Origin of the sequence: Streptomyces canus (genome assembly GCF_030816965.1) — a bacterium.
GTDB lineage: Bacteria > Actinomycetota > Actinomycetes > Streptomycetales > Streptomycetaceae > Streptomyces > Streptomyces canus_E.
In genome coordinates, this window is sequence record NZ_JAUSYQ010000002.1 from 738,060 (window position 1) to 758,415 (window position 20,356).

Consider the following 20,356-nt stretch of genomic DNA (forward strand, 5'->3'; position numbering starts at 1 on the left):
ACGCGGCAGCCCGGCTCCAAGACAGCCGCATGCAGCGGGACGCAGCAGCCCAGCCTGAAGACAGGCGGCCGGGCCCGGGACCGGCGCACACACGCGGGACGCGGTAGCCCCGCCCGATGACACGCGCCTACCTGCGAGGTGTGTCAGCCCGCGAGCTCCTCCAGCACGGCCATCGCCGCGTTGTGCCCCGGCACGCCGCTCACCCCGCCGCCGCGCACGGCGCCCGCCCCGCACAGGAGCACGTTCGCGTGCCGGGTCTCCACGCCCCAGCGGCCGGTGCCCTCCTGGGCGTACGGCCAGGACAGCTCCCGGTGGAAGATGTTGCCGCCGGGCAGCCGCAGGTCCCGCTCCAGGTCGAGCGGGGTCTTGGCCTCGATGCAGGGCCGGCCGTCCGCGTCCGTGGCCAGGCACTCGGCCAGCGGCTCGGCGAGGTGGGCGTCGAGCTGGGCGAGGGTCGACTTGAGGAGTTCCTCGCGTACGGCGTCGTTGTCCCGGTCGAAGAGCCGGGCCGGGGTGTGCAGGCCGAACAGGGTGAGGGTCTGGTAGCCCTGCTCGACGAGGTCCGGGCCGAGGATCGTCGGGTCGGTGAGGGAGTGGCAGTAGATCTCGGAGGGCGGTGCGGTGGGAAGCCGGCCGGCGGCAGCCTGGGCGTGGGCGGTGGCCAGCTGCCGGTAGCCCTCGGCGACATGGAAGGTGCCGGAGAACGCCTCGTGCGGGTCGACCTCGCTGTCGCGCAGCCGCGGCAGGCGCTTGAGCAGCATGTTGACCTTGAGCTGGGCACCCTCGGCGGGGGTGGGCGGCTGGTCGCCGGTGAGCACGGCGAGTTGCTGCGGTGAGGCGTTCACCAGGACGTGCCGGGCCGCGACGGCGCCCTCTCCGTCGGCCGTGCGATAGGTGATCTCCGCCGCGCTTCCGTCCGTGTCGATCCGTACGGCCTCGTGCCCGGTGGCGAGAACAGCGCCCGCGTCCCGTGCCGCTGTGGCCAGGGCGTCGGTGAGGGCGCCCATGCCGCCGACGGGGACGTCCCAGGCGCCGGTCCCGCCGCCGATCACGTGGTAGAGGAAGCAGCGGTTCTGTTTCAGGGAGGGGTCGTGGGCGTCGGCGAAGGTGCCGATGAGCGCGTCGGTCAGGACGACGCCCCGGACCAGGTCATCGGCGAAACGCTCCTCGACGGCTGCGCCGATCGGTTCCTCGAACAGGACCCGCCACGCCTCCTCGTCGTCCACCCGCAGGCGCAGTTCGTCCCGCGTGGGCAGGGGCTCGGTGAGGGTGGGGAAGATCCGCTGCGCGACGTGGCCCGTCATGTCGTAGAACCGCTGCCAGGCCTGGTACTCGCGTTCGCCACCGGTGAGCCGGGCGAAGGCCTCCCTGGTGCGGCGCTCTCCGCCGCCGACGAGCAGACCGGTCGGCGTGCCGTCGCGTTCCACGGGGGTGTACGAGGAGACATTGCGCGTGCGGACGCGGAAGTCCAGGCCGAGGTCGCGGACGATCTTCTTGGGCAGCAGGCTGACCAGGTACGAGTAGCGCGACAGCCGGGCGTCCACCCCCGCGAACGGCCGCGTGGAAACCGCGGCGCCCCCGGTGTTCCCGAGCCGCTCGAGCACCAGTACGGACCGCCCGGCCCGGGCCAGATAGGCGGCGGCGACCAGTCCGTTGTGGCCCCCGCCGACGATGACGGCGTCGTAGCTGCGGTGGTGTCCCTCGTGTGCAGGCATGGTTCTTCGTAACACGTGGTGATCTAGGTCGGCCAGAGGTGGACCGCAGCCGGCCCACAGCGCTGGTCTCGGTCACTGCGCTCCCGACGCCCGCTGCTGCCGCAGGACCGCCACCCGGCGGTACAGCTCCACCGCCTCCGCACCCCGCCCCAGCTGCTCCAGGCAGTGGGCCTCGTCGTTGCGGCTGGCGAGCGTGCCGGGATGGTCGGCGCCGAGGACGCGTTCGCGGGCGGTGGCCACACTGCGGTACTCGGTGAGGGCGTCCGCCCAGCGGCCCAGCCAGCCCAGACCCACGGCGACCTCGCGGCGGCTGACCAGGGTGTCCGGGTGGTCGGCCCCGAGGACACGTTCGCGGATCGCGCACACGTCACGGGACTCGGCGAGGGCTTCTTCCCAGCGGCCGAGGCGGCCGAGGTTGACGCCGAGGCCGTGCCGGGCGCGCAGGGTCTCGGGGTGGGTGGGGCCGTGGATGCGGGTGCGGTCCTCGATCAGATCGCGGTAGAGCTGGAGTGCGTCCGCGCTGCGGCCGAGGCGCCCGAGGCTGATGCCGACCTCGTAGCGGGCGGCGAGGGTGTCGGGGTGGTCGGGACCGAGGGCCTGGGCGCGGGCTTCGGCGACCTCGTGGTAGGTCCGCAGAGCCTCCGCCCAGCGCCCCAGCTGGCCGAGCGCGTAGGCGACTTCGTAACGGGTGACCAGCGTGTCGGGGTGATGGGGGCCCAGTACCCGGGTGCGGGCGGTGGCCACCTCGCAGGCCATGCGGTACGAGTCCTCCAGACGGCCGAGCCTGCTGAGGTTGAAGGCGAGGTTGTGGCGGCAGCGGAGGGTGTCGGGATGGTCGGGGCCCATACCGCGTTCCCGTGCGGTGAGCACCGAGTTGTAGACCTGGTGGGCGTCGAAGTGGCGGCCCAACTGGCCGAGGACGTATGCCATTTCCTGGCGGGCGGCGAGGGTGTCGGGGTGATCGGCACCCAGGGCGCGGGTTCTGCTCGCGGCCACGTGCTTGTACTCGCGCAGGGCCTCGGCGGCGCGGCCGGTGCGGCTGAGGGTGAAGGCGACCTCGTAGCGGCTGGCGAGGGTGTCGGGGTGGTCGGGGCCGAGCAGGTGCTCGCGCTCGGCGGCGACCGCTCGGTGCACCTCGCCGGCCTCGGCCCAGCGGCCCAGGCGTCCGAGGCTGAGCCCCGCGTTGTGGCGTCCGGCGAGTACCGCGAGGGCCTGCGCGGAGGGCACGGGCGGCTCGTCCGGCAGGGGTTCCTCGGTGCGGCCGGTGGCTGGGCGGGCGATCCACTCGCCGGTGAGACCGGCCCCGGTGTCCGGGGGTGTGGTGACGAGGCCGGCGCCGGTGGCCTTGTGGCCGGTGGTCATGCCGCGGGTCCAGGACGGCAGCCGGGTCTCGCGGGGGCGGGAGGGCTCGGCGGACTCCTGCGGCCGGAAGTCGGGCCGCGGGGTCACCACGGTGGGCACGTACGCCGGGGTGGTGCGGCCCAGGGTGATCCGGCGGCCCAGCTCACGTGCGTCGTGCGGGCGTTGTTCGGGCTGTTTGGCCAGCAGGTCGAGGATGACCTTCTCGAGGTACTCCGGGAGCTCGGCACGATGGCTGCGCGGTGGCCGGGGTGGGGTGTCGCGGTGGCCGACGAGGATCGCCCACGCGTCCTCCAGGTCGAACGGCGGTGCCCCGGTGGCGATCTCGTACAGCACACATCCCAGGGAGTACAGGTCGCTGCGCTGGTCGACCTCGGAACCGCCTATCTGCTCCGGCGACATGTAGTGCGGGGTGCCCATCGCGATGCCGGTGCCGGTCAGCCGGGAGGTGAAGTCGACGTCGTGGCCGAGGCGGGCGATGCCGAAGTCGCAGATCTTCACCGTGCCGTCGGTGAGCCGGACGATGTTCGCGGGCTTCAGGTCCCGGTGCACGATGCCCTGCTGGTGGGTGTAGGCGAGGGCGGCGGCGACCTGGTCGGCGATCTCGACGACATCGGCGACGGGCAGCGGGTGCTGTTTGTTGTCCTCCAGGAGCTGGCTGAGGTTGCGGCCGTCCAGGAGCTCCATCACCAGGTAGAGGACGCCGTCGGACTCGCCGAAGTCATGGACGACCGTTATGCCGCGGTGGCTGAGGGCGGCGGCCACGCGCGCCTCGCGCCGGAACCGCTCCCTCAGGACCCGGGTGAAGGTCTGGTCGTGCTGCCGGCCCAGCGGCTTGAGACACTTCACGGCGACATGGCGGCCCAGCGACTCGTCGCGCGCCCGCCACACCTCGCCCATGCCGCCGCGCCCGATCAGATCGAGCAGCCGGTACCGCCCCTGGATGAGCCTGCTGTCCCCCATCTCCTGCGACCGCCCCCGTAAAGTTCGCCCCGCCCTCCCATGGCTCGTCCAGTATGGCGACCTATCGTCCGAGTTTGTACGGGGCGGGCCGCGAGCCGGGGCCGAGGCGGGCCATGGCGCGGAGGATGTGTTTGGGCGGGAGTTGCCAGCGCAGACGTGCGGGAACGCAGCGCAGCAGGGTGCCGGTGGCGCGCAACTGGCGGGTGACGGTGGTGGGTTCGGGCGCTTTCCTGCCGTACAACTCGTGGGCGTACGGCGGCAGGGCGGCGTACGCAAGCTGGGCCACGCGCCGCCAGAGCACCTCACGCGCCGGGACAAGGAGGGGGTGCGTCGGCGGGCGGCGGAGGAAGTCGTCCACTTCGCGGGCCTCGGGCGTAGCGGCGAGTTCGGGGAGCATCCTCTCGAAGTAGGCGGTCATCTCCGACTGGCTCGCCGGTACGGCGTCGGGGTCCAGGCCCACCAGGCGGGCGCTGACCCGGTGTTCGGATATGTAGCGGTCCGCCTGTTCGTCGGTGAGGCGGAAGCCGGAGCGGCGGGCGACCTGGAGGTAGGAGTCGATCTCGGCGCAGTGCACCCAGAGCAGGAGTCCGGGTTCGTCGACGCCGTAGCGTTCGCCGGTGTCGGGGTCGGTCGCGCCGAGCATGCTGTGGATCTTCCGGACCCGGGCGCCGGCCTTCTCCGCGGCCTCCGTGGTGCCGTAGGTCGTCGTGCCGACGAAGTGGGCGGTGCGCATCAGCCGGCCCCAGGCCTCACGCCGGAAGTCGGAGTTCTGCATGACCCCGCGCAGCGCGCGCGGATGCAGGGCCTGGAGGTAGAGCGCGCGAATGCCGGCGACCCACATCATCGGGTCGCCGTGCAACTGCCAGGTCACCGAGTCCGGGGTGAACAGCCCGGGGTCGCCGGCCTCGAAGCCGGCTGCGCCTGCCGCACGCCCAGGTGTGACCACAGCCTCCACCTGTCTCCAGAGCATCACACCGCTCCCCGAACACGAGGTCACTGCGGATCGTTCCCACAACGCCGCTGGGTCATTCCCTCGTAGAGGGATGCGCGGCCCCGTTGGAGGAAATCCAGTCGCCGGCCTCCCCGAGCTGATCCTCTCTGGGGCCGGCGACCGTCCCGGGAAAAGCACGATGATCGCGCTGGACCCGCCGAACGCGACGGCCACCGTCCTCTGACCGAGAGCGCCGACGAGCTCTCCGAGTGCGCGGGCCGCGCCGGGGTGGGAACGAAGGCGTTCGCCTGCTGGCACCTCCCACGGTCGGGCCGACTGTCAGGGAGTTGCCGAGCATGGATGAGCGCCGGTTGCCGCGAATGGTTCCGGCCGACAACCCACGCCCACCCCGGATCGCCCTCACCCATGGATCAGGGCCCTTGACAGCTCGGGCTCGCGGAACCGATCCGAGCGCCCACGGGCCCTGTCCCCGCCTCGTCGAAGGCCTCCTGCTACATGTTGATCATGTGGCCGGCGAGGCCGTGGACGGCTTCCTTGACCGCCTCGCCCAGGGTCGGGTGGGCGTGGACGTTGCGGGCCACCTCGTGGACGGTGAGGTCCCACTGCTGGGCCAGGGTCAGCTCGGGGAGAAGTTCGGTGACGTCCGGGCCGATCAGGTGACCGCCGAGGAGCTCACCGTACTTGCCGTCGCTGATCAGCTTCACGAAGCCGGTCGCGTCGCCCAGACCGTGCGCCTTGGCGTTCGCGGTGAACGGGAACTTGGCGACCTGGACGTCGAAGCCCTTCTCCCTCGCCTGCGCCTCGGTGTAGCCGAAGCTGGCGATCTGCGGCTGGCAGAACGTGGCCCGCGGGATCATCACGTAGTTCAGCTCCATGGTCTCCGCGTCCGCGATCGTCTCGGCGGCGACCACGCCCATCGCCTCGGCGGCGTGCGCGAGCATCAGCTTCGCGGTGACGTCGCCGATGGCGTAGATGTGCGGGACGGAGGTGCGGCAACGGCCGTCGACGTCGATCGCGCCGCGCTCGGTGACGCGCACGCCGGTGTTCTCCAGGCCGTACCCGGTGACGTTCGGGGCGAAGCCGATCGCCTGCAGGACCTTGTCCGTCTCCAGGACGTGCTGGGCGCCGTCCTTGCCGGTGACGGTGACGCGGACCTGCGGGCCGGACTCGTCGATCGACTCGACGCGGGTCGAGGTGAGGACGTCGATGCCCAGCTTCCGGTACTGCTTGGCGAGTTCGGCGGAGACTTCGGCGTCCTCCAGCGGTGCGACCCGGTCCAGGAACTCGACGATCGTCACCTTCACGCCGTAGTTGTGCAGCACATACGCGAACTCGACACCGATCGCGCCGGCACCCGCGATCACGATGGACTGCGGCAGGTCCTCGGCCAGGATCTGCTCCTCGAACGTCACCACGCGGGAGGTACGGCGGGTGCCGGGCAGCAGCTTGGGACTCGCCCCGGCGGCGATGATGCAGTGGTCGAAGCCGATGGTCCGGGTGTTGCCGTCGTAGTCGGCCACCTGGAGCGTGTGCGGGTCGAGGAACGTGCCGCGACCGCTGATTTCCGTGATCTTGTTCTTCTTCATCAGGTAGTGGACGCCCTTGACCCGGCCGTCCGCGACCTTCCGGCTACGGCGGAAGGCCTCCCCGTAGTCGAAGGAGACCTCACCGTCCACCTTGATGCCGAAGGTCTTCGCCTCGCGCGTGAAGAGGTGCGCGAGCTCGGCGTTGCGCAGCAGGGCCTTGGTGGGGATACAGCCCACGTTCAGACAGACGCCGCCCCAGTACTTCTCCTCGACGACCGCAACGCTCTTGCCCAGTTGGGCGGCCCGGATGGCGGCTACGTATCCGCCGGGGCCCGCGCCGAGTACGACGACGTCGAAGCGCTCACCCTGCTCGTCCATGGACGGGTTCCTTTCCGCTGGGGCGGCCGGCTCCCCGCGAGGGGCCGACTCACACCCGATCGAACAACCTGGTCATCAACTCGGCAACGGCGGCATCCGCCACCGCCCGCCGCCGGGGAAGCGGTGGAGGACGAGTGAGGCGACCACATGGTGCACCACCTCGGCAGCGGTTCCCCGGACGTCCCCTTCAGCGCCCCGGCGCCGTGATCTATGCCCGCTCCGCCATCATCGACGGCGGACCGGCGCCCCGCATGGACAGGCGCACAGGCCGCTCACTCCTTCACCCGTCACGACATCACGTTTCCCTCCGGTGACAGCACCTGCGCCGGGGGGCTCTACCTCCCCACGGGCATCACCTCCCCGCCCGTCGTCGTCCTCGGGCACGTGCTGGGCGCAACCCGCGAGATGCGCCTGGACGCCCTCGCCGAGCGTTTCGCACAGGCCGGCATCACCGCCGTGGCCTTCACCTACCGGCACTTCGGCGACAGCGGCGGCCACCCCGCGCCCGCTCCTGTCGACCAAGCGGCAGCTCGCCGACTGGGACGCCGCCCTCGCCCACGCCAAGCCCCGTCCTGACGTCGACCGCTCCCGCGTCGCGGTCTGGGGCAGCTCCTTCGGCGGCGGGCACGGCATCACCGTCGCCTCGCGCCATCCCGAACTGCGCGCGGCCGTGGCCCAGTGCCCGTTCACCGACGGGCTGGCCTCCGCGCTCGCGCTGGGCCCGCTCGCCTCACTCAGGATGACCCCCGTGCTCGTCCGGGATCTGACGACGAGAGTCCGCGGCAGGGCGCCCGCGATGGTGGAACAGCCAGTGCCAGTATCCGGAGGCGAGTAAGACGTCCAGGCGGCGGGACACCTTCCGAGTGGGAACGATGTCGAGCACGGCCGGCCGCTCCACCTGGTCCGGGCGGTCCAGTGCCCAGTGGTGCCCCACGCGGGCGCCGCGGTCGTGGCCCACGACCATGGCCCGCTCGAAGCCGAGCACCTCGACGAGGCCTGCCACATCGGCTGCCATCCGCCGCTTGTCGTATCCCGTGGCGGGTTTGTCGCTCAGGCCGTATCCACGCAGGTCGGGCGCAACGACGGTGTAGTCGGCGGCGAGATCCGCCAGTACCGGCCGCCAGCAGTCGGAGTTCTGCGGCCAGCCGTGGACGCCGTCGACCTGCGTCTGTCCGCCGAGATCCGGCGCGTACGCGTCTGTGGAGCCGACCGCTGCGCTCTGCGTTTCCTGGACCGCTCGCCCGCCCGAAACCCGCCGACGGTGCTCCATGTCCCGCTGCGGAAACCGCACGAAGGTCCGCTTCCATCAGGCGCGTTCACGACAGAGCGGCCCGACGACGGAAAACTGACCGAGGCGTCCTCAGGTCACTCGGGCGACCTCACGCGAAAGGCCGGGCCGGGGACGCTCTCGATGTCCTTCGCCTGCACCGGATGGCCTTGTTCGCAGCGGATCTGCACGTCGACGTGCGCACCGCACTCGCGATGGCGCGCCAGGACCGCGGGCCCCTCGGGGTCGGCCCGGTAGCGGTCGCCCCACTGCAGCAGCCCCATCACGGCCGGCACCAGATCCATCCCCTTGGACGTGATCACGTACTTCGGCCGGCTCCGCGAGCCCGGCTCCTTGTAGGTCTCGGTGGCCAGGATCCCTTCCTCCACCAGCATCCGAAGCCGTGCCGCGAGGAGGTTACGAGGGCAACCGAGGACCCGTTCGAACTCGCTGAACCGGGACGAGCCGTACCAGACCTCACGCAAGATCAGGATCGTCCACTTCTCCCCCACGACCTCAAGTGTCCGCGCGATCGAACAGTTCGACGTGTCCCGGTCGAGCCGGGGATCCATGCCGGTGTCTTGGAGAACTTCGGTCCACGCATCCATGTGAGCGATTCTAACCGTTTGAGTTTACTTTCAGAGACTCAGCCACCCGGCGCCGAGCGTCACCTCGGGTCGCCGACCGCCACAGCATTGCCTCACGGATGTAATATTATGGACGTCAGGCCATGGGCTGAGGCTCAGCCTGCCGGGCAACAGCCTCACGCGACGGGAGTAAGCCCGTGACGCGCTACGCCAAGGGCACAAGCAGGTGACGCGGCAACGGATCATCGAGAAGGCCGGCCACCGGTTCAAACAGGACGGGATAGACGGCTCGGGCATCTCGACGCTGACGGCGGACGCCCGCACGTTCATCGACCGAGAGGCACGACCGCGCCGCAACGACGGCGGCTGTTCGACGTCAGCTTGCGGCGAGCGGTGCGCGAAGGCATCCAGCCGAGCCCGGATGCGAGGAGCCTTCCGGGCGTCCGGCCCGGCCACTCCCGGCGACATGCGCCGCTCGCCCCCCTACGCCCACTACCGCTCGAGGAAGTCGAGGGCTTCCGCCACGAACCGCTCGTGGAACTGGAAGATGCCTCCGTGGCCGGCGTCGGGGTAGACGACCAGGTCGGCGTCCGGCAGTCGCCGGGCCAGGTCGTACGAGTTCTTCGTGGGCACCATCCTGTCGTTGTCGCCGTTGGCGACGAGCACGGGCTGACGGATGACGGAGAGGTCCTGCGGCTGCGCGAGTCCCCAGCGATGAATGGCCTTGAGCTGGGAGAAGTACGACGTGCGGGAGATCGCCTTGTCACGGTCGTGGGTGCGCTCCTTGAGCCGGGCCAGGAACTGCTTTCCGGCTCGGCGCCCGCCCGCGGTGCGGGTGAAGAAGAGGAACTGCTTCGGGTCCTGGAGGGTGAACAGGGCCCGGACGGTGTCCAGATGGGACAGTCGCGTCACGTTCTTGATGCCCTCGCCGCCCGCCGGGCCGGTGCCCGTGAGGATCAGTTTGCGTACCAGCCGCGGTTCGTTCTGCGCGATCACCTGGGCGATCATGCCGCCCATCGAGAAGCCGTGCAGGTCGACCTGCTCGAGCCCGAGTCCCCGGATGAAGGTGACGGCATCCTTCGCCATCTCCTCGATGGTCTTCGGTGTCGAGCCGCTGGAAGCGCCGACGCCCCTGTTGTCGAAGGTGATGACGCGATGCCTGGCGGCGATGCCGTCGACGACCCGGGGGTCCCAGTTGTCGAGGACCGCGGCGAGGTGGGTGATGAAGATGACCGGGACGCCGGTCTTCGGGCCTAGGTCACGGTAGGCGAAGGTCACCGCCCCGGCGGTGACGGTGTGGGTGGGCGCCTTCCTGTACGACGTCACCACGTCGCCTCCTGCTCCATGTGCGTTGTTCACGGCCGTGCCCTTCCGCATGGGGATTTCCGGACTGCGGCTGCAGTCAGTTTTCCGTCAACGGCAGAAGGCCCGCAGGGGTCGGAACCCTGTCCGGTTGAGCCTTCAGCATCACGCCGACCATTGAATTATGACCATACTTTAATGTGCTTGGCAAGAGATGCGCCGCACGCGAGGTCACGCCGCCGGGACACACCGACTGGCGGCCGGGTCGGACACCATGACCATGACCTGCCCCCAGCGCCAACCGATGCGACAGACGCCGGTGCGGAGCACCGGGGTGGCGTGGGCGAGACACTGGAGCGACGAGGACATCACCGTCATGCGGGCCACCGGCCACGAGGCGTGACACGTGCAGGGCAACGGCCCCGCTTGCGAACCGCCGAACAGCCACTTGGAATGATGAACGTAATTTGATTAGCGGGAGCCTCCCCATCAAGGTTCCTCACCCGCGACCGGCAACTGCCTCAAGTCACGCGGGTGACTTGTCCGCCAGGACGCGTTCCAAGGATCGCTGACCCGTCCGGCTCATGACCGGGTTGCTTTTGACGTAGTACCAGACCAATCCCATCGCTTGAACGAAAGCCCACGCCTTGCCTCGCTCCCATTCAAGGTCGTCGCTCCCCAGGTGATCACGGAGCACCTGCCGCGGCCCAGCCTCGAGCAAATGCCACGCACTCACCAGATCCAGCGAAGGGTCAGCCGGCCCGAAGCCGCCGACGTCGAGAATCCCCGCAAGCCGACCGGCGGACACGAGCACGTTGCCAGGAATCAGATCGCAATGGGCCATGACGTCCTCAGCTGCACCTCGCGGCAGATCACGCAAAGTCGCCCAGATACGGCGCAGCCGAGGGACATCCAGGAGTTGCTCACTGTGTCTGAAACAGGTCTCCATCCACGCGTCATGGGACCGCAGGTCGCCTCCTCGACCTGTGCCGGCGAACGTGCGGCCATGCGTGTCGATCGCGCGCAGTTCGCCGATGAGATCGGCCAAGTCACGGGCGAACGCAGACGATTCGCCAGGGTCCTCGTCGGCGGCCACGACGCCGGGCAGCCACGTCTGCACCGACCACGGAAGCGGATAACCTGCCCCAGGTTCACCGAGCGCGACCGGCTCGGGCGTCGGGAAGCGCGTGCGACCTGCCAGCTCGCGAGCCGCTTCCGCCTCGGACTTCAGCCAGCGCCGCGTCGACTCGACGTCTGCGGCCTCAAGAGGAAATCGGGCTGCGAACCGGTCGCCAATACGGAAGACGGCGTTGACCGTGCCCTGCGCCGCGATGCCCCTGACTGGCAGGTTCCGCCACTCAGGAAACTGCCGCTCTACCAATATGCGCACCGTCTCAGATGACACGGTCAGCTGGTTGGCGTGCATCTTCATGGGGGAAGCATTCGCGTCACGATCTTGAGCCGCAACCCATTTCTGAGCTCATCGATGCCGTACGTCTGCTTGTCCGCCGCATGCGGGTCGCACCGGGCAGCTCTCCCGGCCACGGCCTTGCCTTTAGCGGATCAGGGCGCGGAGAGGGGAAAGAGCATGCAGCTGCTGGTGGCGTGGGCGAGCAGGCGGTCCGCCTCGTCGACCAAATGCGCCTGGGCGAGAGCGGTTTGCCGTCCTCTGTCGACGACCGTACCGATGGCGCGGACCTTGCCGGTGTCCACCGTGATCCGCCGGAGGAACTTCACGGTTAGAGGGGGACTCAGCCGCCGTACCGGCCCAACGCCGCTTCGCTCAGTCTGGAACCGGCACCGGTCCAGGTCGCCGACGCGCCCGAATCGGATCGTCCGGCGCGAAGGCGGACTGGAGCGGCCGGTCCGCGCACGGAAGCGCGTCAGACGCGCTGCCAGCTGTCCAGCAGGGCGAGGGCGTTGTCAATCCCCTGATCGAGGAGCTCGTTGGCGAGGCGGCTGTCGGTCAGAGCGCGGGAAAGCTGCAGCGTCCCGGCCATCATGCCGAGCAGGCTGAGTGCCTTCACACGTGCGGAGGACGGGGCCTCGGGCGCCATGCGGTCGGCAATGCCCTCGACAAGGATCAGCACACCGTCGGTGTACGCCTGCCTGGTCGTCTCGGTACAGCGCCCGATCTCGTCGAGCAGAGCGGCGTTGGGGCAGCCGTCGCCAAGCTGTTCCCGATGCTGGGGCGAAAGGTACCCCCGCACTATCTGCTCAAGTCCGGCCCGGCCGGGCGCGGCCAGCGCGACGACGTTCTCGGCCTGCGCCTTCAACTGGTCGGCGACGGCCGTGGTGACGAGGTCATCCTTGGATGCGAAGTGAGCGTAGAAAGCCCCGTTGGTCAGCCCCGCGTCCTTCATGAGCGTCGCGACCCCGGAGCCGTCGATACCGTCCTGCTTGAACCGGCGGCCCGCCGTCTCGATGATCCGCTGCCTGGTCTCCGACTTGTGCTCTTTTCCGTACCGCACCACGCCACACGCTCCCTCGCCGGCCGGAAGGACCCGTTGCCCTTCACCGACTCAGCCATTCTATGGTATTGCAAACGTAATCCAAAGAGTCGGCAGAGGCGACGGGCGGGCGAGCGTGGGGCTTTCATCGGTGAGGGCAGGCCAGTGCGCAGCCCTGCACCGCCACTCGGGTCAGCGGCGGAAGCGGCCATCCCCACTCGACGGCGGGCGCGGCGCCGGGTCCGTGCAGAGTGACGACGCCTTCGGCGGTGGCCCGGGGGCGCCCGGCCTCGCTGGTGACCTCGAGGGCGGTACGTGAGCCTCTGCGGAGGTTGCGGTCGTTGATCCTTTCGTAGCTGGGTCGGACTGGTCACACCCGAGGGGCGGGTACCGGGAAGAGCATGCAGCTGCTGGTGGCGTGGGCGAGGAGACGGTCGTTCGCGTCGACCAACTGGGCCTGGGCGAGGGCGGTTTGACGGCCCTTGTTGACGACTGTGCCGATGGCACGCACCGGGCCGGTGTCCACGGTGACCCGCCGCAGGAACTTCACCGTCAGGTCGAGCGAGGTGTACGCCATCCCCTGCGGGAGAAGCGACTGGACGGCGCAGCCCGCCGCCGAGTCGAGCAGCGTGGCGAAGACGCCGCCGTGCATGCTGCCGATCGGGTTGTAATGCTCCTCCGCCGGCGTCAGCGAGAAGACCGCCCTGCCGGGCTCCACCTCGTCCAGGGCGAAGTCGACAGCGTGACTGATCGGCGCCGGCGGAAGCCGGCCGGCCTGCACCTCGCGCAGGAAGTCGATGCCGGCCATGCGCCCGGCGGCCTCCGCCGAGATCGCGGGATCGTCCCATTGATACGTACGCGTTCGCCCCACGGTCCGGCGCCCTTCCCTCTGACTGTCAGCTGACTTCTCCAAGCGAAGCTAGGCTTTTGGTCGCCTGACTGTCAATGGAGAAGTCAGGCCCTTACGATGGCGGGATGGAGTGGCTTGAGGCGAGCACGGAGAACTGCCCCGTCCAGCGCACGCTCGATGTGATCGGGGAGAAATGGACGCTGCTGATCCTGCGTGACGCCGTCAACGGCGTTCGCCGCTTCGACGACTTCCACCGCCACATCGGCCTCTCGGAAGCCGTGCTCAGTGACCGCCTCCGCAAGCTGACCTCGGCCGGCATCCTGAAGACGGTCCCCTACCGGGAGCCCGGCAGCCGCCCCCGCAACGAATACCGCCTGACCCGCAAGGGCTGGGACCTGTGGCCCGTTCTGATGGCACTGACCCAGTGGGGCGAGACATATGCCCTCGGTCCGGAGGGGCCTGTCCTGGACGTCCGCCACACCGACTGCGACGCCCCGGTCCGCGTCGTCGTCGAATGCTCCGCGGACCACTCCGCTCTCACTCCCCGTGAAGTCACCGCCCGGCTGGGGAAGGGCGCCCGCCTCCGGTCCTGATCCATCGACCTCGCGGTCGCGGTCGCGGGCCGGCCGACGGTGAGACGCAGTACGTGTCGGGGCGCGCGAAGTCGGCGGCGAACAGGTCGACGCCGGCGAGCGTGTTGTCGTACACGTTGCGGTGACGCAACTCCGCGCCCTTGGGCCGGCCGGTCGCGCCGGAGGTGTAGAGGACCACCTGCGGTGTCGTCGTCACCCTCGCGCTCGACCGTCGGAAAAGTCGTCGGCTGCTCGGCGACTTCCGCGGCGTACGCCCGCGGCGTCCCGTCCGCGGCGTCCCGTCCGCGGCACGCCGCCTTCGGCTACCTCGCCGAGCGCTACGGCCTCACCGAGTGAACTCGAGGCCCGTGCCGCGCCCCAGGCCTCCCACACCGGGGGAGATCGACACGATGGCGCCGGGCAGCGGCTGCTTCTTGTCGCGGAGGCGAAGCGACAGGGTGAGGCAATGAACCCGCCGATCGAGTGGCCGATCGTGAACGGTGATCCCAGCCTCAGCTGAGTTTACTTTTACATACTCAGGAAGTAGCGTCCGAGATCGGCGCACCAACCTGACCGCACACGAAGGGGCGCGCAGGGCACCTTGCGCGAAGAATCACATCAAACACTGGAAAACCCACACAGAAAGGCGGCCGGGCATGAAGGCTTTCGTCGTCGAGAAGTACGGCAAGGACGGAGTACACGCGGCAGACGTACCCGAGCCGACGGTCGGAGACCGCGACGTCCTGGTCAGAGTGAGCGCCGCCAGTATCAATCCGCTGGACAAAATGGTCCGCAACGGGGAGTTCAAGCAGCTCCTGAAGTACAAGCCTCCCTTCGTGCTCGGCCACGACGTGGCCGGCGTCGTGACGCGGGTCGGCTCCGCCGTACACGGCTTCGAAGTCGGCGACGAGGTCTACGCCCGGCCGCGCGACCTGCGGATCGGCGGCTTCGCGGAGTTCATCGCGATCGACATGGACGATGTCGCCCCCAAGCCGGCCTCCCTCACCCTCCAAGAGGCAGCCGCCGTGCCGCTGGTGGCCCTGGCCGCCTGGCAGATCCTCGTCGACCGGGCCCATGTGCGGCCGGGACAGAAGGTGCTCATCCACGCCGGTGCCGGTGGCCTCGGCTCGACGGTCATCCAGCTCGCCAAGCACCTCGGCGCCACGGTCGCCACGACCACGAGCACCGACACGGAGAAGCTGGTCAGGAGTCTCGGCGCCGACGTCGTCGTCGACTACACCAAGGAAGACTTCTCGAAGGTGCTGGCCGGCTACGACCTGGTGCTGGACTCCGTGGGCGGAGCGAACCTCGAGAAGTCGCTGACCGTGCTGAAGCCCGGCGGTCTGGCCATCGGTGTCGTCGGTCCGCCGGACGCCGGCTTCGCCGAGCAGCTCGGCGCCCCCTCATTCATGGGCCTGGTCATGAGCGTCCTCAGTCGCAAGATCCGCAAGAAGGCCAGGGCGCTGGGCGTGCGCTATCAGTTTTTCTTCATGCGGGCCGACGGCTCCCAGCTGCGCAGGCTCGGCGCCCTCTACGACAGCGGGAAGCTCCACCCGGTCATCGACAGCACCTTCCCGTTCGACCAGACGCTCGAGGCGATGGCCTACGTCGAGCAGGGCCGCACCAAGGCGGGCAAGGTCGTGGTCTCGATGGTGCCCGACAACGACTGAGACCGTGCCGGCCCCGGACTCCACGTCCGACACGGTCACCGCAACCCGCCCCTTCAGGACGGCGATGTCCGTCCGCCGAGCGCCACACGCTGCCAGTCGGGGGTGCGGTCCTTGTCGACCAGGGCCGCACGGACGCCCTCCAGGAAGTCCGGCGTGCGGATGGTCGTACGCGCGAGGGCGAGTTCAGCGGCGAGGCACTCGCGCAGCGTGCGTTGCCTGCCCCGGGACAGCAGGGCGTGAGTGATCTCCAGGCTCTGCGGCGAGGCGGACTCCAACGCGGCCAGTGCGCCTGCCGCCCAGGGGGTGTCGAGGTGACGCAGGCGTTTCTCGATCTCGCCGAGGGTCGCCGCGCCGAACGCCCAGTCCACTTCCCCGCGTGCCTCCGCCAGCCTGCTCTCCGCTGCCGGGGAACGGCTGCCGAGACGGTTCAGGACCACGTCCACCGGATCGCCGGGGTTCTCGGCCAGCGCGTCGCCGACCGCGTCGAGCCCGTCGGCGGGGACGAAGTGCGTGGCCAGCCCTGTGTACAGGGTGTCGGCCGCGTCGAGCCGGTGCCCCGTCAGTCCCAGGTACATGCCGATCGCGCCGGGCAGCCTCGGCAGAAAGTAGCTGGCTCCGACGTCCGGGAAGAACCCGATCCCGGTCTCGGGCATCGCCAGCACCGCGCGCTCGGTGACGACGCGGAAGCCGCCGTGGACGGACAGACCGAGACCGCCGCCCATGCACAGGCCGTCGATGAGCGACACGACCGGCACGGGATATTCGGCGATCCGGGCGTTGAGCCGGTACTCGGACGCGAAGAACCGCTCACTGGCCTCGGCGTCCCCGGCGAGGCTGTGCTCGCGGATCGTGCGGATGTCTCCACCGGCACAGAACGCCTTCGTGCTGGTGCTCGCGAGCACCACGGCGGACAGCGGGGTGCCCTCCCACTCGGCGAGCCGGCGGTCGATGGCGGCGACCATGTCCGTGGTCAGGGCGTTGAGCGCCTTGGGCCGGTTCAGCAGGATGCGGCCCACGCCCCGGTGGACGTCGGCGAGAATCTCTGCGGCAGCGGTGTCAGTCATGGGTCAGCACCTCGTGGTCCGCGCGGACCTGGCTGTCGTGGCCATCATGTTCCTATTCCTCATTCGTCGGGGGTCAGGCGTAGATCTGCGCGTAGAGATCCTGGATCTCGTCCACGGTGGGTACGACGGGGTGGTTGGCAAGGGACCCGGACGCGAGCGCCTGCTCGGCCATGAGGGGCGCCAGGAGGAACCACGCGTCCCTGTCGACGCCGTGGGCTTGAGGGGTGGGCACGTCGAGATCCTGACACAGTGATCGCAGTGCCTCTACGAGCCTGTCAGCTGCCAAGGCGTCACCCTGGCCGTCCGCCGCGAGGCGGTGACACACCCCGCCGTACGCGTCCTGTGGACCGCCCTACGGCATGAGGTCGCCGAACGGGCGGCCGAACTGATGCCGGAAGGGAACGGCAAGGGGGAGGGCAAGCCGGTCGGCACTCCGGACGCGGGCCAGTTCTGGCGGGTGGCCGCCGAGTACGGGGTCAAGACCATGTTCACGGCGCCCACCGCCTTCCGGGCGATCAGGAAGGAGGACCCGAAGGGAGCGCTCACCGCCGGCTACGACCTCTCCCACCTGCGCTACCTCTTCCTCGCCGGTGAGCGTCTCGACCCCGAGACCTATCACTGGGCGAGCGCGCTCCTGGGCATCCCGGTGATCGACCACTGGTGGCAGACCGAGACCGGCTGGCCCATCGTCGCCAACCCGGTCGGCATCGAAGCCGCCCCCGTCAACCCCGGCTCCCCCAGCCGCCCCCTGCCGGGCTGGGACGTCCGCGTCCTCGGTCCCGCGGGCGAGCCGGTGCCCCCGGGCGTCGACGGCGCGATCGTCGTGAAGCTCCCCCTGCCGCCCGGCGCGCTCCCCACGCTCAGGAACGACGACGACCGCAACCTCGCCTCCTACCTCTCCGCCCACGACGGCTACTACCTCACCGGCGACAGCGGCCACCTCGATGACGACGGCTACGTCTTCGTCATGGGCCGCACCGACGACGTCATCAACGTCGCCGACACCGACTGTCCACCGGCAGCATGGAGGAGGCCCTGGCCGCCCACCCCGACGTCGCCGAATGCGCCGTCATCGGCGTCGCCGACGAACTCAAGGGACAGGTACCGCGCGGCTTCGTCGTCCTCAAGGCAGGCATCGGCCGCGAACCGGGCGAGGTCGAGGCCGAGCTCGTCCAGCTGGTACGTGAGCGCATCGGCGCCGTCGCCTCCCTCAAGGACGTCGCGGTCGTGGCCGCCCTGCCCAAGACCCGCTCGGGCAAGATCCTGCGCAAGACCATGCGCGGCATCGCCGACGGCCGCGACGAGCCCATCCCGTCCACGGTGGACGACCCCGGCGTCATCGAAACCCTGCGCCCGGTTCTCCGCCGCGCCGGTCACACCCCGTGAACGGCTGACCGTGCGTACGCTCCCGAGCAGCCCCGGAGTGACTCGAGGAGACCTGCGACGACTACCGCCGTACCCGAGGCATACCCAGACCGATCCAGGAGATGATCTCCCGCTGGATCTCGTTGTTGCCGCCGCCGAAGGTGAAGATCACCGCTGAGCGGTAGCCCCGCTCCAGCTCGCCGTGGAGGACTGCGCCCGCCGAGCCCTCCTTCAGTGCGCCGGCCGCCGCGACGATCTCCATGAGCCACGCGTAGGCGTCCCGGCGGGCCTCGGAGCCGTAGACCTTGACCGCGGAGGCGTCCTGCGGGGTGAGGGTGCCGTCCTCCACGGCGTTCACCATCCGCCAGTTCAGGAGCTTGAGCGCGTCGAGGCGGGTGTGGGTCTGGGCGAGGCGGCGGCGCACCCACGGCAGGTCGATCACACGGCGGCCGTCGGCGAGCTTGGTCTCCGTGGCCCAGCGCTGCACGTCGTGCAGGGCGCGGATCGCCATGGTGCCGTGGGCGGCAAGGGTGACCCGCTCGTGGTTGAGTTGGTTGGTGATCAGCCGCCAGCCCTGGTTCTCCTCGCCGACCCGGTGCGAGACGGGGACGCGGACGTTCTCGTAGTAGCTGGCCGTGGTGTCGTGCGAGGCGAGGGTGTTGATGACGGTGCAGGAGTAACCGGGGTCGGTGGTCGGCATCAGGAGCATGGTGATGCCCTTGTGCGGCGGGGCGTCCGGGTCGGTGCGCACGGCGAGCCAGACCCAGTCGGCGGTGTCGCCGTTGGTGGTCCAGATCTTGTGCCCGTTGACGACGTACTCGTCACCGTCCCGCACCGCGCGCGTCTTCAGGGAGGCCAGGTCGGTGCCCGCGCCGGGCTCGCTGTAGCCGATCGCGAAGTCGATCTCCCCGGACAGGATGCGCGGCAGGAACCAGGACTTCTGCTCCTCGGTGCCGTACCGCATGATCGTCGGCCCGACGGTGTTGAGGGCCATCAGCGGCAGGGGTACGCCGGCCTGGGCGGCCTCGTCGAAGAAGATGAACTGTTCCATGGCGGTCAGGCCGCGGCCGCCGTACTCCTTGGGCCAGCCGACGCCGAGCCAGCCGTCCGTTCCAAGGCGCCGGATGGTGTCCCGGTAGAAGCGTTTCTGGGCGTCGCGGTCGGTGAAGCGGGCGTGCGCGTTGTCCGGGACGAGCTCGGCGAAGTAGGTGCGCAGTTCGATGCGCAGCCGCTGCTGCTCGGGTGTGTGGTCGAGATGCACGGCGCCTCCAGGCTCCCCTGAACCGGTCCTGACGGCGCACACCGTAGAACGTGTTCCAGAAATTGGGAACGGTCAGGAGGGGTCCGTCGGGCGCGGGGCGAGCGTCCCCGGGCGCGGAAGAGGCTCTTTCAGACGAGGGTCGCCATGAAGTCCGTGCAGGCCTGGGCGCACTCGCGGCACGCCTTGGCGGCGTCCTCGGCGCCGGCATGCCGGTCGAGGACCTGCGCGCACTCCAGGCAGACCGACCGGCACCATTCCAGCTGGACACGGATGCCGGCCTCGTCGAGATGGTTGTCCTCGGACAGCACGCGGCAGGTGGCGTCGCACACCTCGGCGCACATGATGCCCTTGCGTCGCAGTAGTTCCTGCTCCTCGGTCCCGTCCGGATCGACCAGGCTCGCACGCAGCGCACAGGCCCGCGCGCACTCGGTGCACGCCTGGGCGCACGCGAAGCGGTCCTCCAAGAACTGGAAGAGCTCCTGCTGGGAAGTCGAAGTCGTCACACCGGGCGAGTAGCCGCGGTCCGGGCCGCCAAACCCGGTGTTCCCGGGGTTTCCTCCGTCCGGGGGACGAGTCGGTTCGCCCGGGGTGCCAGGGGTACTCGCGTGGCATGAACCAAGCCCTGAACACCGAATGGATGGACATGGCCGCGGGCCGGGGCGCCCTTGCGGCCGGAGTGATCGCGGCGGGTGTGGTGGTCGTGGCGGTGCTGATCGGCGCCTTCTGGCTGGGCGTCCGCGTCAAGCGCCGCGAGTCGCCGCCGCCCACCCCCGAGGAACAGCCGAGGATGCCGGAGGGCGGGCCGGTCCGTGAGGTCAGGGAGAACCGTGAGCCCGACGAGGTGCCCAGGAGCGACACCCGGCTGACCCCGCACGAGCTTCCGGGCCACGGCAACAGTCCGACCCGGACGGGCCCGGCACAGGAACGGCCTCGTTGGAACGAGGGCAGCAGCGGCTCGTTCGGCAGTGGCGGGCCGGGGCGCGGCTGACATCTTCCACGGCCACGGCGCCCGGATGACATCTCTACCGCCGTGTCGCCGGGCCGTGTCGCGCGCTCTGCTGGCGGTCGTCGGCGG

22 protein-coding genes and 3 pseudogenes are annotated in these 20,356 nt (G+C 69.9%); 9 read left to right on the plus strand and 16 right to left on the minus strand.

Annotated features, from left to right (window positions below; all coding sequences use genetic code 11):
* Nucleotides 1–143: 143 nt before the first annotated feature.
* From QF027_RS04345 to lpdA, 4 genes are all read right to left on the minus strand, one after another.
* Entirely contained in the window at nt 144–1,715 is a 1,572-nt protein-coding gene (locus QF027_RS04345) for a phytoene desaturase family protein (protein WP_307072740.1), read from the minus strand.
* A 72-nt stretch (nt 1,716–1,787) separates the two neighbouring features.
* Complete coding sequence (locus QF027_RS04350) at nt 1,788–4,037, minus strand: serine/threonine-protein kinase (protein ID WP_307072742.1); 2,250 nt, start codon at nt 4,035–4,037, stop codon at nt 1,788–1,790.
* Nucleotides 4,038–4,098: 61 nt separating this feature from the next.
* Nucleotides 4,099–4,881: an oxygenase MpaB family protein gene (locus QF027_RS04355; RefSeq protein ID WP_307082272.1), complete on the minus strand. Its 783-nt coding sequence runs from the start codon at nt 4,879–4,881 to the stop codon at nt 4,099–4,101.
* A 599-nt stretch (nt 4,882–5,480) separates the two neighbouring features.
* The gene (lpdA, locus tag QF027_RS04360) at nt 5,481–6,893 is read right to left on the minus strand and encodes a dihydrolipoyl dehydrogenase (protein ID WP_307072744.1); all 1,413 of its coding nucleotides are present in this window, start codon (nt 6,891–6,893) and stop codon (nt 5,481–5,483) included.
* A 210-nt stretch (nt 6,894–7,103) separates the two neighbouring features.
* Between lpdA and QF027_RS04365 the strand changes: the two genes are divergently transcribed.
* The gene (locus tag QF027_RS04365) at nt 7,104–7,469 is read left to right on the plus strand and encodes a hypothetical protein (protein WP_306985861.1); all 366 of its coding nucleotides are present in this window, start codon (nt 7,104–7,106) and stop codon (nt 7,467–7,469) included.
* Nucleotides 7,405–7,728, plus strand: coding sequence for a poly(ethylene terephthalate) hydrolase family protein (locus QF027_RS49510; protein ID WP_373432491.1), 324 nt, complete (start codon nt 7,405–7,407; stop codon nt 7,726–7,728). Before QF027_RS04365 ends, QF027_RS49510 begins: the two co-directional genes overlap by 65 nt.
* On the opposite strand, the gene QF027_RS49515 is transcribed toward QF027_RS49510, so the two are convergent.
* Complete coding sequence (locus tag QF027_RS49515; protein WP_373432400.1) at nt 7,624–8,184, minus strand: alpha/beta fold hydrolase; 561 nt, start codon at nt 8,182–8,184, stop codon at nt 7,624–7,626. The two genes, QF027_RS49510 and QF027_RS49515, sit on opposite strands and share 105 nt — an antisense overlap.
* Here QF027_RS49515 and QF027_RS04375 point away from each other — a divergent pair.
* A complete protein-coding gene (locus tag QF027_RS04375; protein ID WP_307082274.1) occupies nt 8,162–8,242 on the plus strand; it encodes a hypothetical protein in 81 nt (26 codons plus the stop codon). The genes QF027_RS49515 and QF027_RS04375 overlap by 23 nt on opposite strands.
* 16 nt (nt 8,243–8,258) lie before the next feature.
* Here QF027_RS04375 and QF027_RS04380 read toward each other — a convergent pair whose 3' ends face one another.
* A complete protein-coding gene (locus tag QF027_RS04380) occupies nt 8,259–8,732 on the minus strand; it encodes a winged helix-turn-helix transcriptional regulator (protein WP_030618018.1) in 474 nt (157 codons plus the stop codon).
* Nucleotides 8,733–8,944: 212 nt separating this feature from the next.
* Here QF027_RS04380 and QF027_RS04385 point away from each other — a divergent pair.
* Nucleotides 8,945–9,066: pseudogene (locus QF027_RS04385) on the plus strand (TetR/AcrR family transcriptional regulator); the annotation flags it as partial.
* Between the two features lie 173 nt (nt 9,067–9,239).
* Here the strand turns inward: QF027_RS04385 and QF027_RS04390 are convergent.
* The 5 genes and pseudogenes from QF027_RS04390 to QF027_RS04415 all read right to left on the minus strand — a co-directional run bounded on the left by QF027_RS04390 (nt 9,240) and on the right by QF027_RS04415 (nt 13,370).
* Complete coding sequence (locus QF027_RS04390; RefSeq protein WP_307072746.1) at nt 9,240–10,073, minus strand: alpha/beta fold hydrolase; 834 nt, start codon at nt 10,071–10,073, stop codon at nt 9,240–9,242.
* 502 nt (nt 10,074–10,575) lie between these two features.
* On the minus strand, nt 10,576–11,481 hold the full coding sequence (locus QF027_RS04395; protein WP_307072748.1) for an aminoglycoside phosphotransferase family protein: 906 nt from the start codon (nt 11,479–11,481) through the stop codon (nt 10,576–10,578).
* A 131-nt stretch (nt 11,482–11,612) separates the two neighbouring features.
* A pseudogene (locus QF027_RS04400) lies at nt 11,613–11,792 on the minus strand (PaaI family thioesterase); the annotation flags it as partial.
* A gap of 140 nt (nt 11,793–11,932) precedes the next feature.
* Complete coding sequence (locus tag QF027_RS04405; protein WP_307072750.1) at nt 11,933–12,523, minus strand: TetR/AcrR family transcriptional regulator; 591 nt, start codon at nt 12,521–12,523, stop codon at nt 11,933–11,935.
* 346 nt (nt 12,524–12,869) lie between these two features.
* Nucleotides 12,870–13,370: a PaaI family thioesterase gene (locus QF027_RS04415; protein WP_307072752.1), complete on the minus strand. Its 501-nt coding sequence runs from the start codon at nt 13,368–13,370 to the stop codon at nt 12,870–12,872.
* Between the two features lie 104 nt (nt 13,371–13,474).
* On the opposite strand from QF027_RS04415, the gene QF027_RS04420 reads away from it, so the two are divergent.
* Nucleotides 13,475–13,942, plus strand: coding sequence for a winged helix-turn-helix transcriptional regulator (locus QF027_RS04420; RefSeq protein WP_306985848.1), 468 nt, complete (start codon nt 13,475–13,477; stop codon nt 13,940–13,942).
* On the opposite strand, the gene QF027_RS49520 is transcribed toward QF027_RS04420, so the two are convergent.
* Entirely contained in the window at nt 13,902–14,138 is a 237-nt protein-coding gene (locus tag QF027_RS49520) for an AMP-binding protein (RefSeq protein WP_373432401.1), read from the minus strand. The two genes, QF027_RS04420 and QF027_RS49520, sit on opposite strands and share 41 nt — an antisense overlap.
* Between QF027_RS49520 and QF027_RS04425 the strand changes: the two genes are divergently transcribed.
* Nucleotides 14,126–14,278 (plus strand): hypothetical protein, encoded by a 153-nt coding sequence (locus tag QF027_RS04425; protein ID WP_307072754.1) that lies wholly within the window; start codon nt 14,126–14,128, stop codon nt 14,276–14,278. The two genes, QF027_RS49520 and QF027_RS04425, sit on opposite strands and share 13 nt — an antisense overlap.
* Before the next feature lie 299 nt (nt 14,279–14,577).
* Entirely contained in the window at nt 14,578–15,591 is a 1,014-nt protein-coding gene (locus QF027_RS04430) for an NADP-dependent oxidoreductase (protein WP_307072757.1), read from the plus strand.
* 53 nt (nt 15,592–15,644) lie between these two features.
* Here QF027_RS04430 and QF027_RS04435 read toward each other — a convergent pair whose 3' ends face one another.
* Nucleotides 15,645–16,655: an enoyl-CoA hydratase/isomerase family protein gene (locus QF027_RS04435; protein WP_307072759.1), complete on the minus strand. Its 1,011-nt coding sequence runs from the start codon at nt 16,653–16,655 to the stop codon at nt 15,645–15,647.
* Nucleotides 16,656–16,728: 73 nt separating this feature from the next.
* Entirely contained in the window at nt 16,729–16,887 is a 159-nt protein-coding gene (locus tag QF027_RS49995; protein WP_444876085.1) for a hypothetical protein, read from the minus strand.
* A 180-nt stretch (nt 16,888–17,067) separates the two neighbouring features.
* Between QF027_RS49995 and QF027_RS04445 the strand changes: the two are divergent.
* Nucleotides 17,068–18,041, plus strand: a pseudogene (locus tag QF027_RS04445) (AMP-binding enzyme); the annotation flags it as partial.
* Nucleotides 18,042–18,102: 61 nt separating this feature from the next.
* Here the strand turns inward: QF027_RS04445 and QF027_RS04450 are convergent.
* Nucleotides 18,103–19,281: an acyl-CoA dehydrogenase family protein gene (locus QF027_RS04450; RefSeq protein WP_307072763.1), complete on the minus strand. Its 1,179-nt coding sequence runs from the start codon at nt 19,279–19,281 to the stop codon at nt 18,103–18,105.
* Between the two features lie 128 nt (nt 19,282–19,409).
* Nucleotides 19,410–19,784 (minus strand): ferredoxin, encoded by a 375-nt coding sequence (locus QF027_RS04455; RefSeq protein ID WP_306985836.1) that lies wholly within the window; start codon nt 19,782–19,784, stop codon nt 19,410–19,412.
* Nucleotides 19,785–19,891: 107 nt separating this feature from the next.
* On the opposite strand from QF027_RS04455, the gene QF027_RS04460 reads away from it, so the two are divergent.
* A complete protein-coding gene (locus tag QF027_RS04460) occupies nt 19,892–20,269 on the plus strand; it encodes a DUF6479 family protein (RefSeq protein WP_306985834.1) in 378 nt (125 codons plus the stop codon).
* The last annotated feature ends 87 nt before the right edge of the window (nt 20,270–20,356 follow it).

Coding starts and splice junctions, on each gene's coding strand:
- QF027_RS04365 (WP_306985861.1), top strand. CDS start 7,104: ATGCCCGCTCCGCCATCATCGACGGCGGACCGGCGCCCCGCATGGACA.
- QF027_RS04435 (WP_307072759.1), bottom strand. CDS start 16,655: ATGACTGACACCGCTGCCGCAGAGATTCTCGCCGACGTCCACCGGGGC.
- lpdA (WP_307072744.1), bottom strand. CDS start 6,893: ATGGACGAGCAGGGTGAGCGCTTCGACGTCGTCGTACTCGGCGCGGGC.
- QF027_RS04420 (WP_306985848.1), top strand. CDS start 13,475: ATGGAGTGGCTTGAGGCGAGCACGGAGAACTGCCCCGTCCAGCGCACG.
- QF027_RS04375 (WP_307082274.1), top strand. CDS start 8,162: ATGTCCCGCTGCGGAAACCGCACGAAGGTCCGCTTCCATCAGGCGCGT.
- QF027_RS04345 (WP_307072740.1), bottom strand. CDS start 1,715: ATGCCTGCACACGAGGGACACCACCGCAGCTACGACGCCGTCATCGTC.
- QF027_RS04355 (WP_307082272.1), bottom strand. CDS start 4,881: ATGATGTGGGTCGCCGGCATTCGCGCGCTCTACCTCCAGGCCCTGCAT.
- QF027_RS04430 (WP_307072757.1), top strand. CDS start 14,578: ATGAAGGCTTTCGTCGTCGAGAAGTACGGCAAGGACGGAGTACACGCG.
- QF027_RS04380 (WP_030618018.1), bottom strand. CDS start 8,732: ATGGATCCCCGGCTCGACCGGGACACGTCGAACTGTTCGATCGCGCGG.
- QF027_RS04395 (WP_307072748.1), bottom strand. CDS start 11,481: ATGAAGATGCACGCCAACCAGCTGACCGTGTCATCTGAGACGGTGCGC.
- QF027_RS04460 (WP_306985834.1), top strand. CDS start 19,892: ATGAACCAAGCCCTGAACACCGAATGGATGGACATGGCCGCGGGCCGG.
- QF027_RS04350 (WP_307072742.1), bottom strand. CDS start 4,037: ATGGGGGACAGCAGGCTCATCCAGGGGCGGTACCGGCTGCTCGATCTG.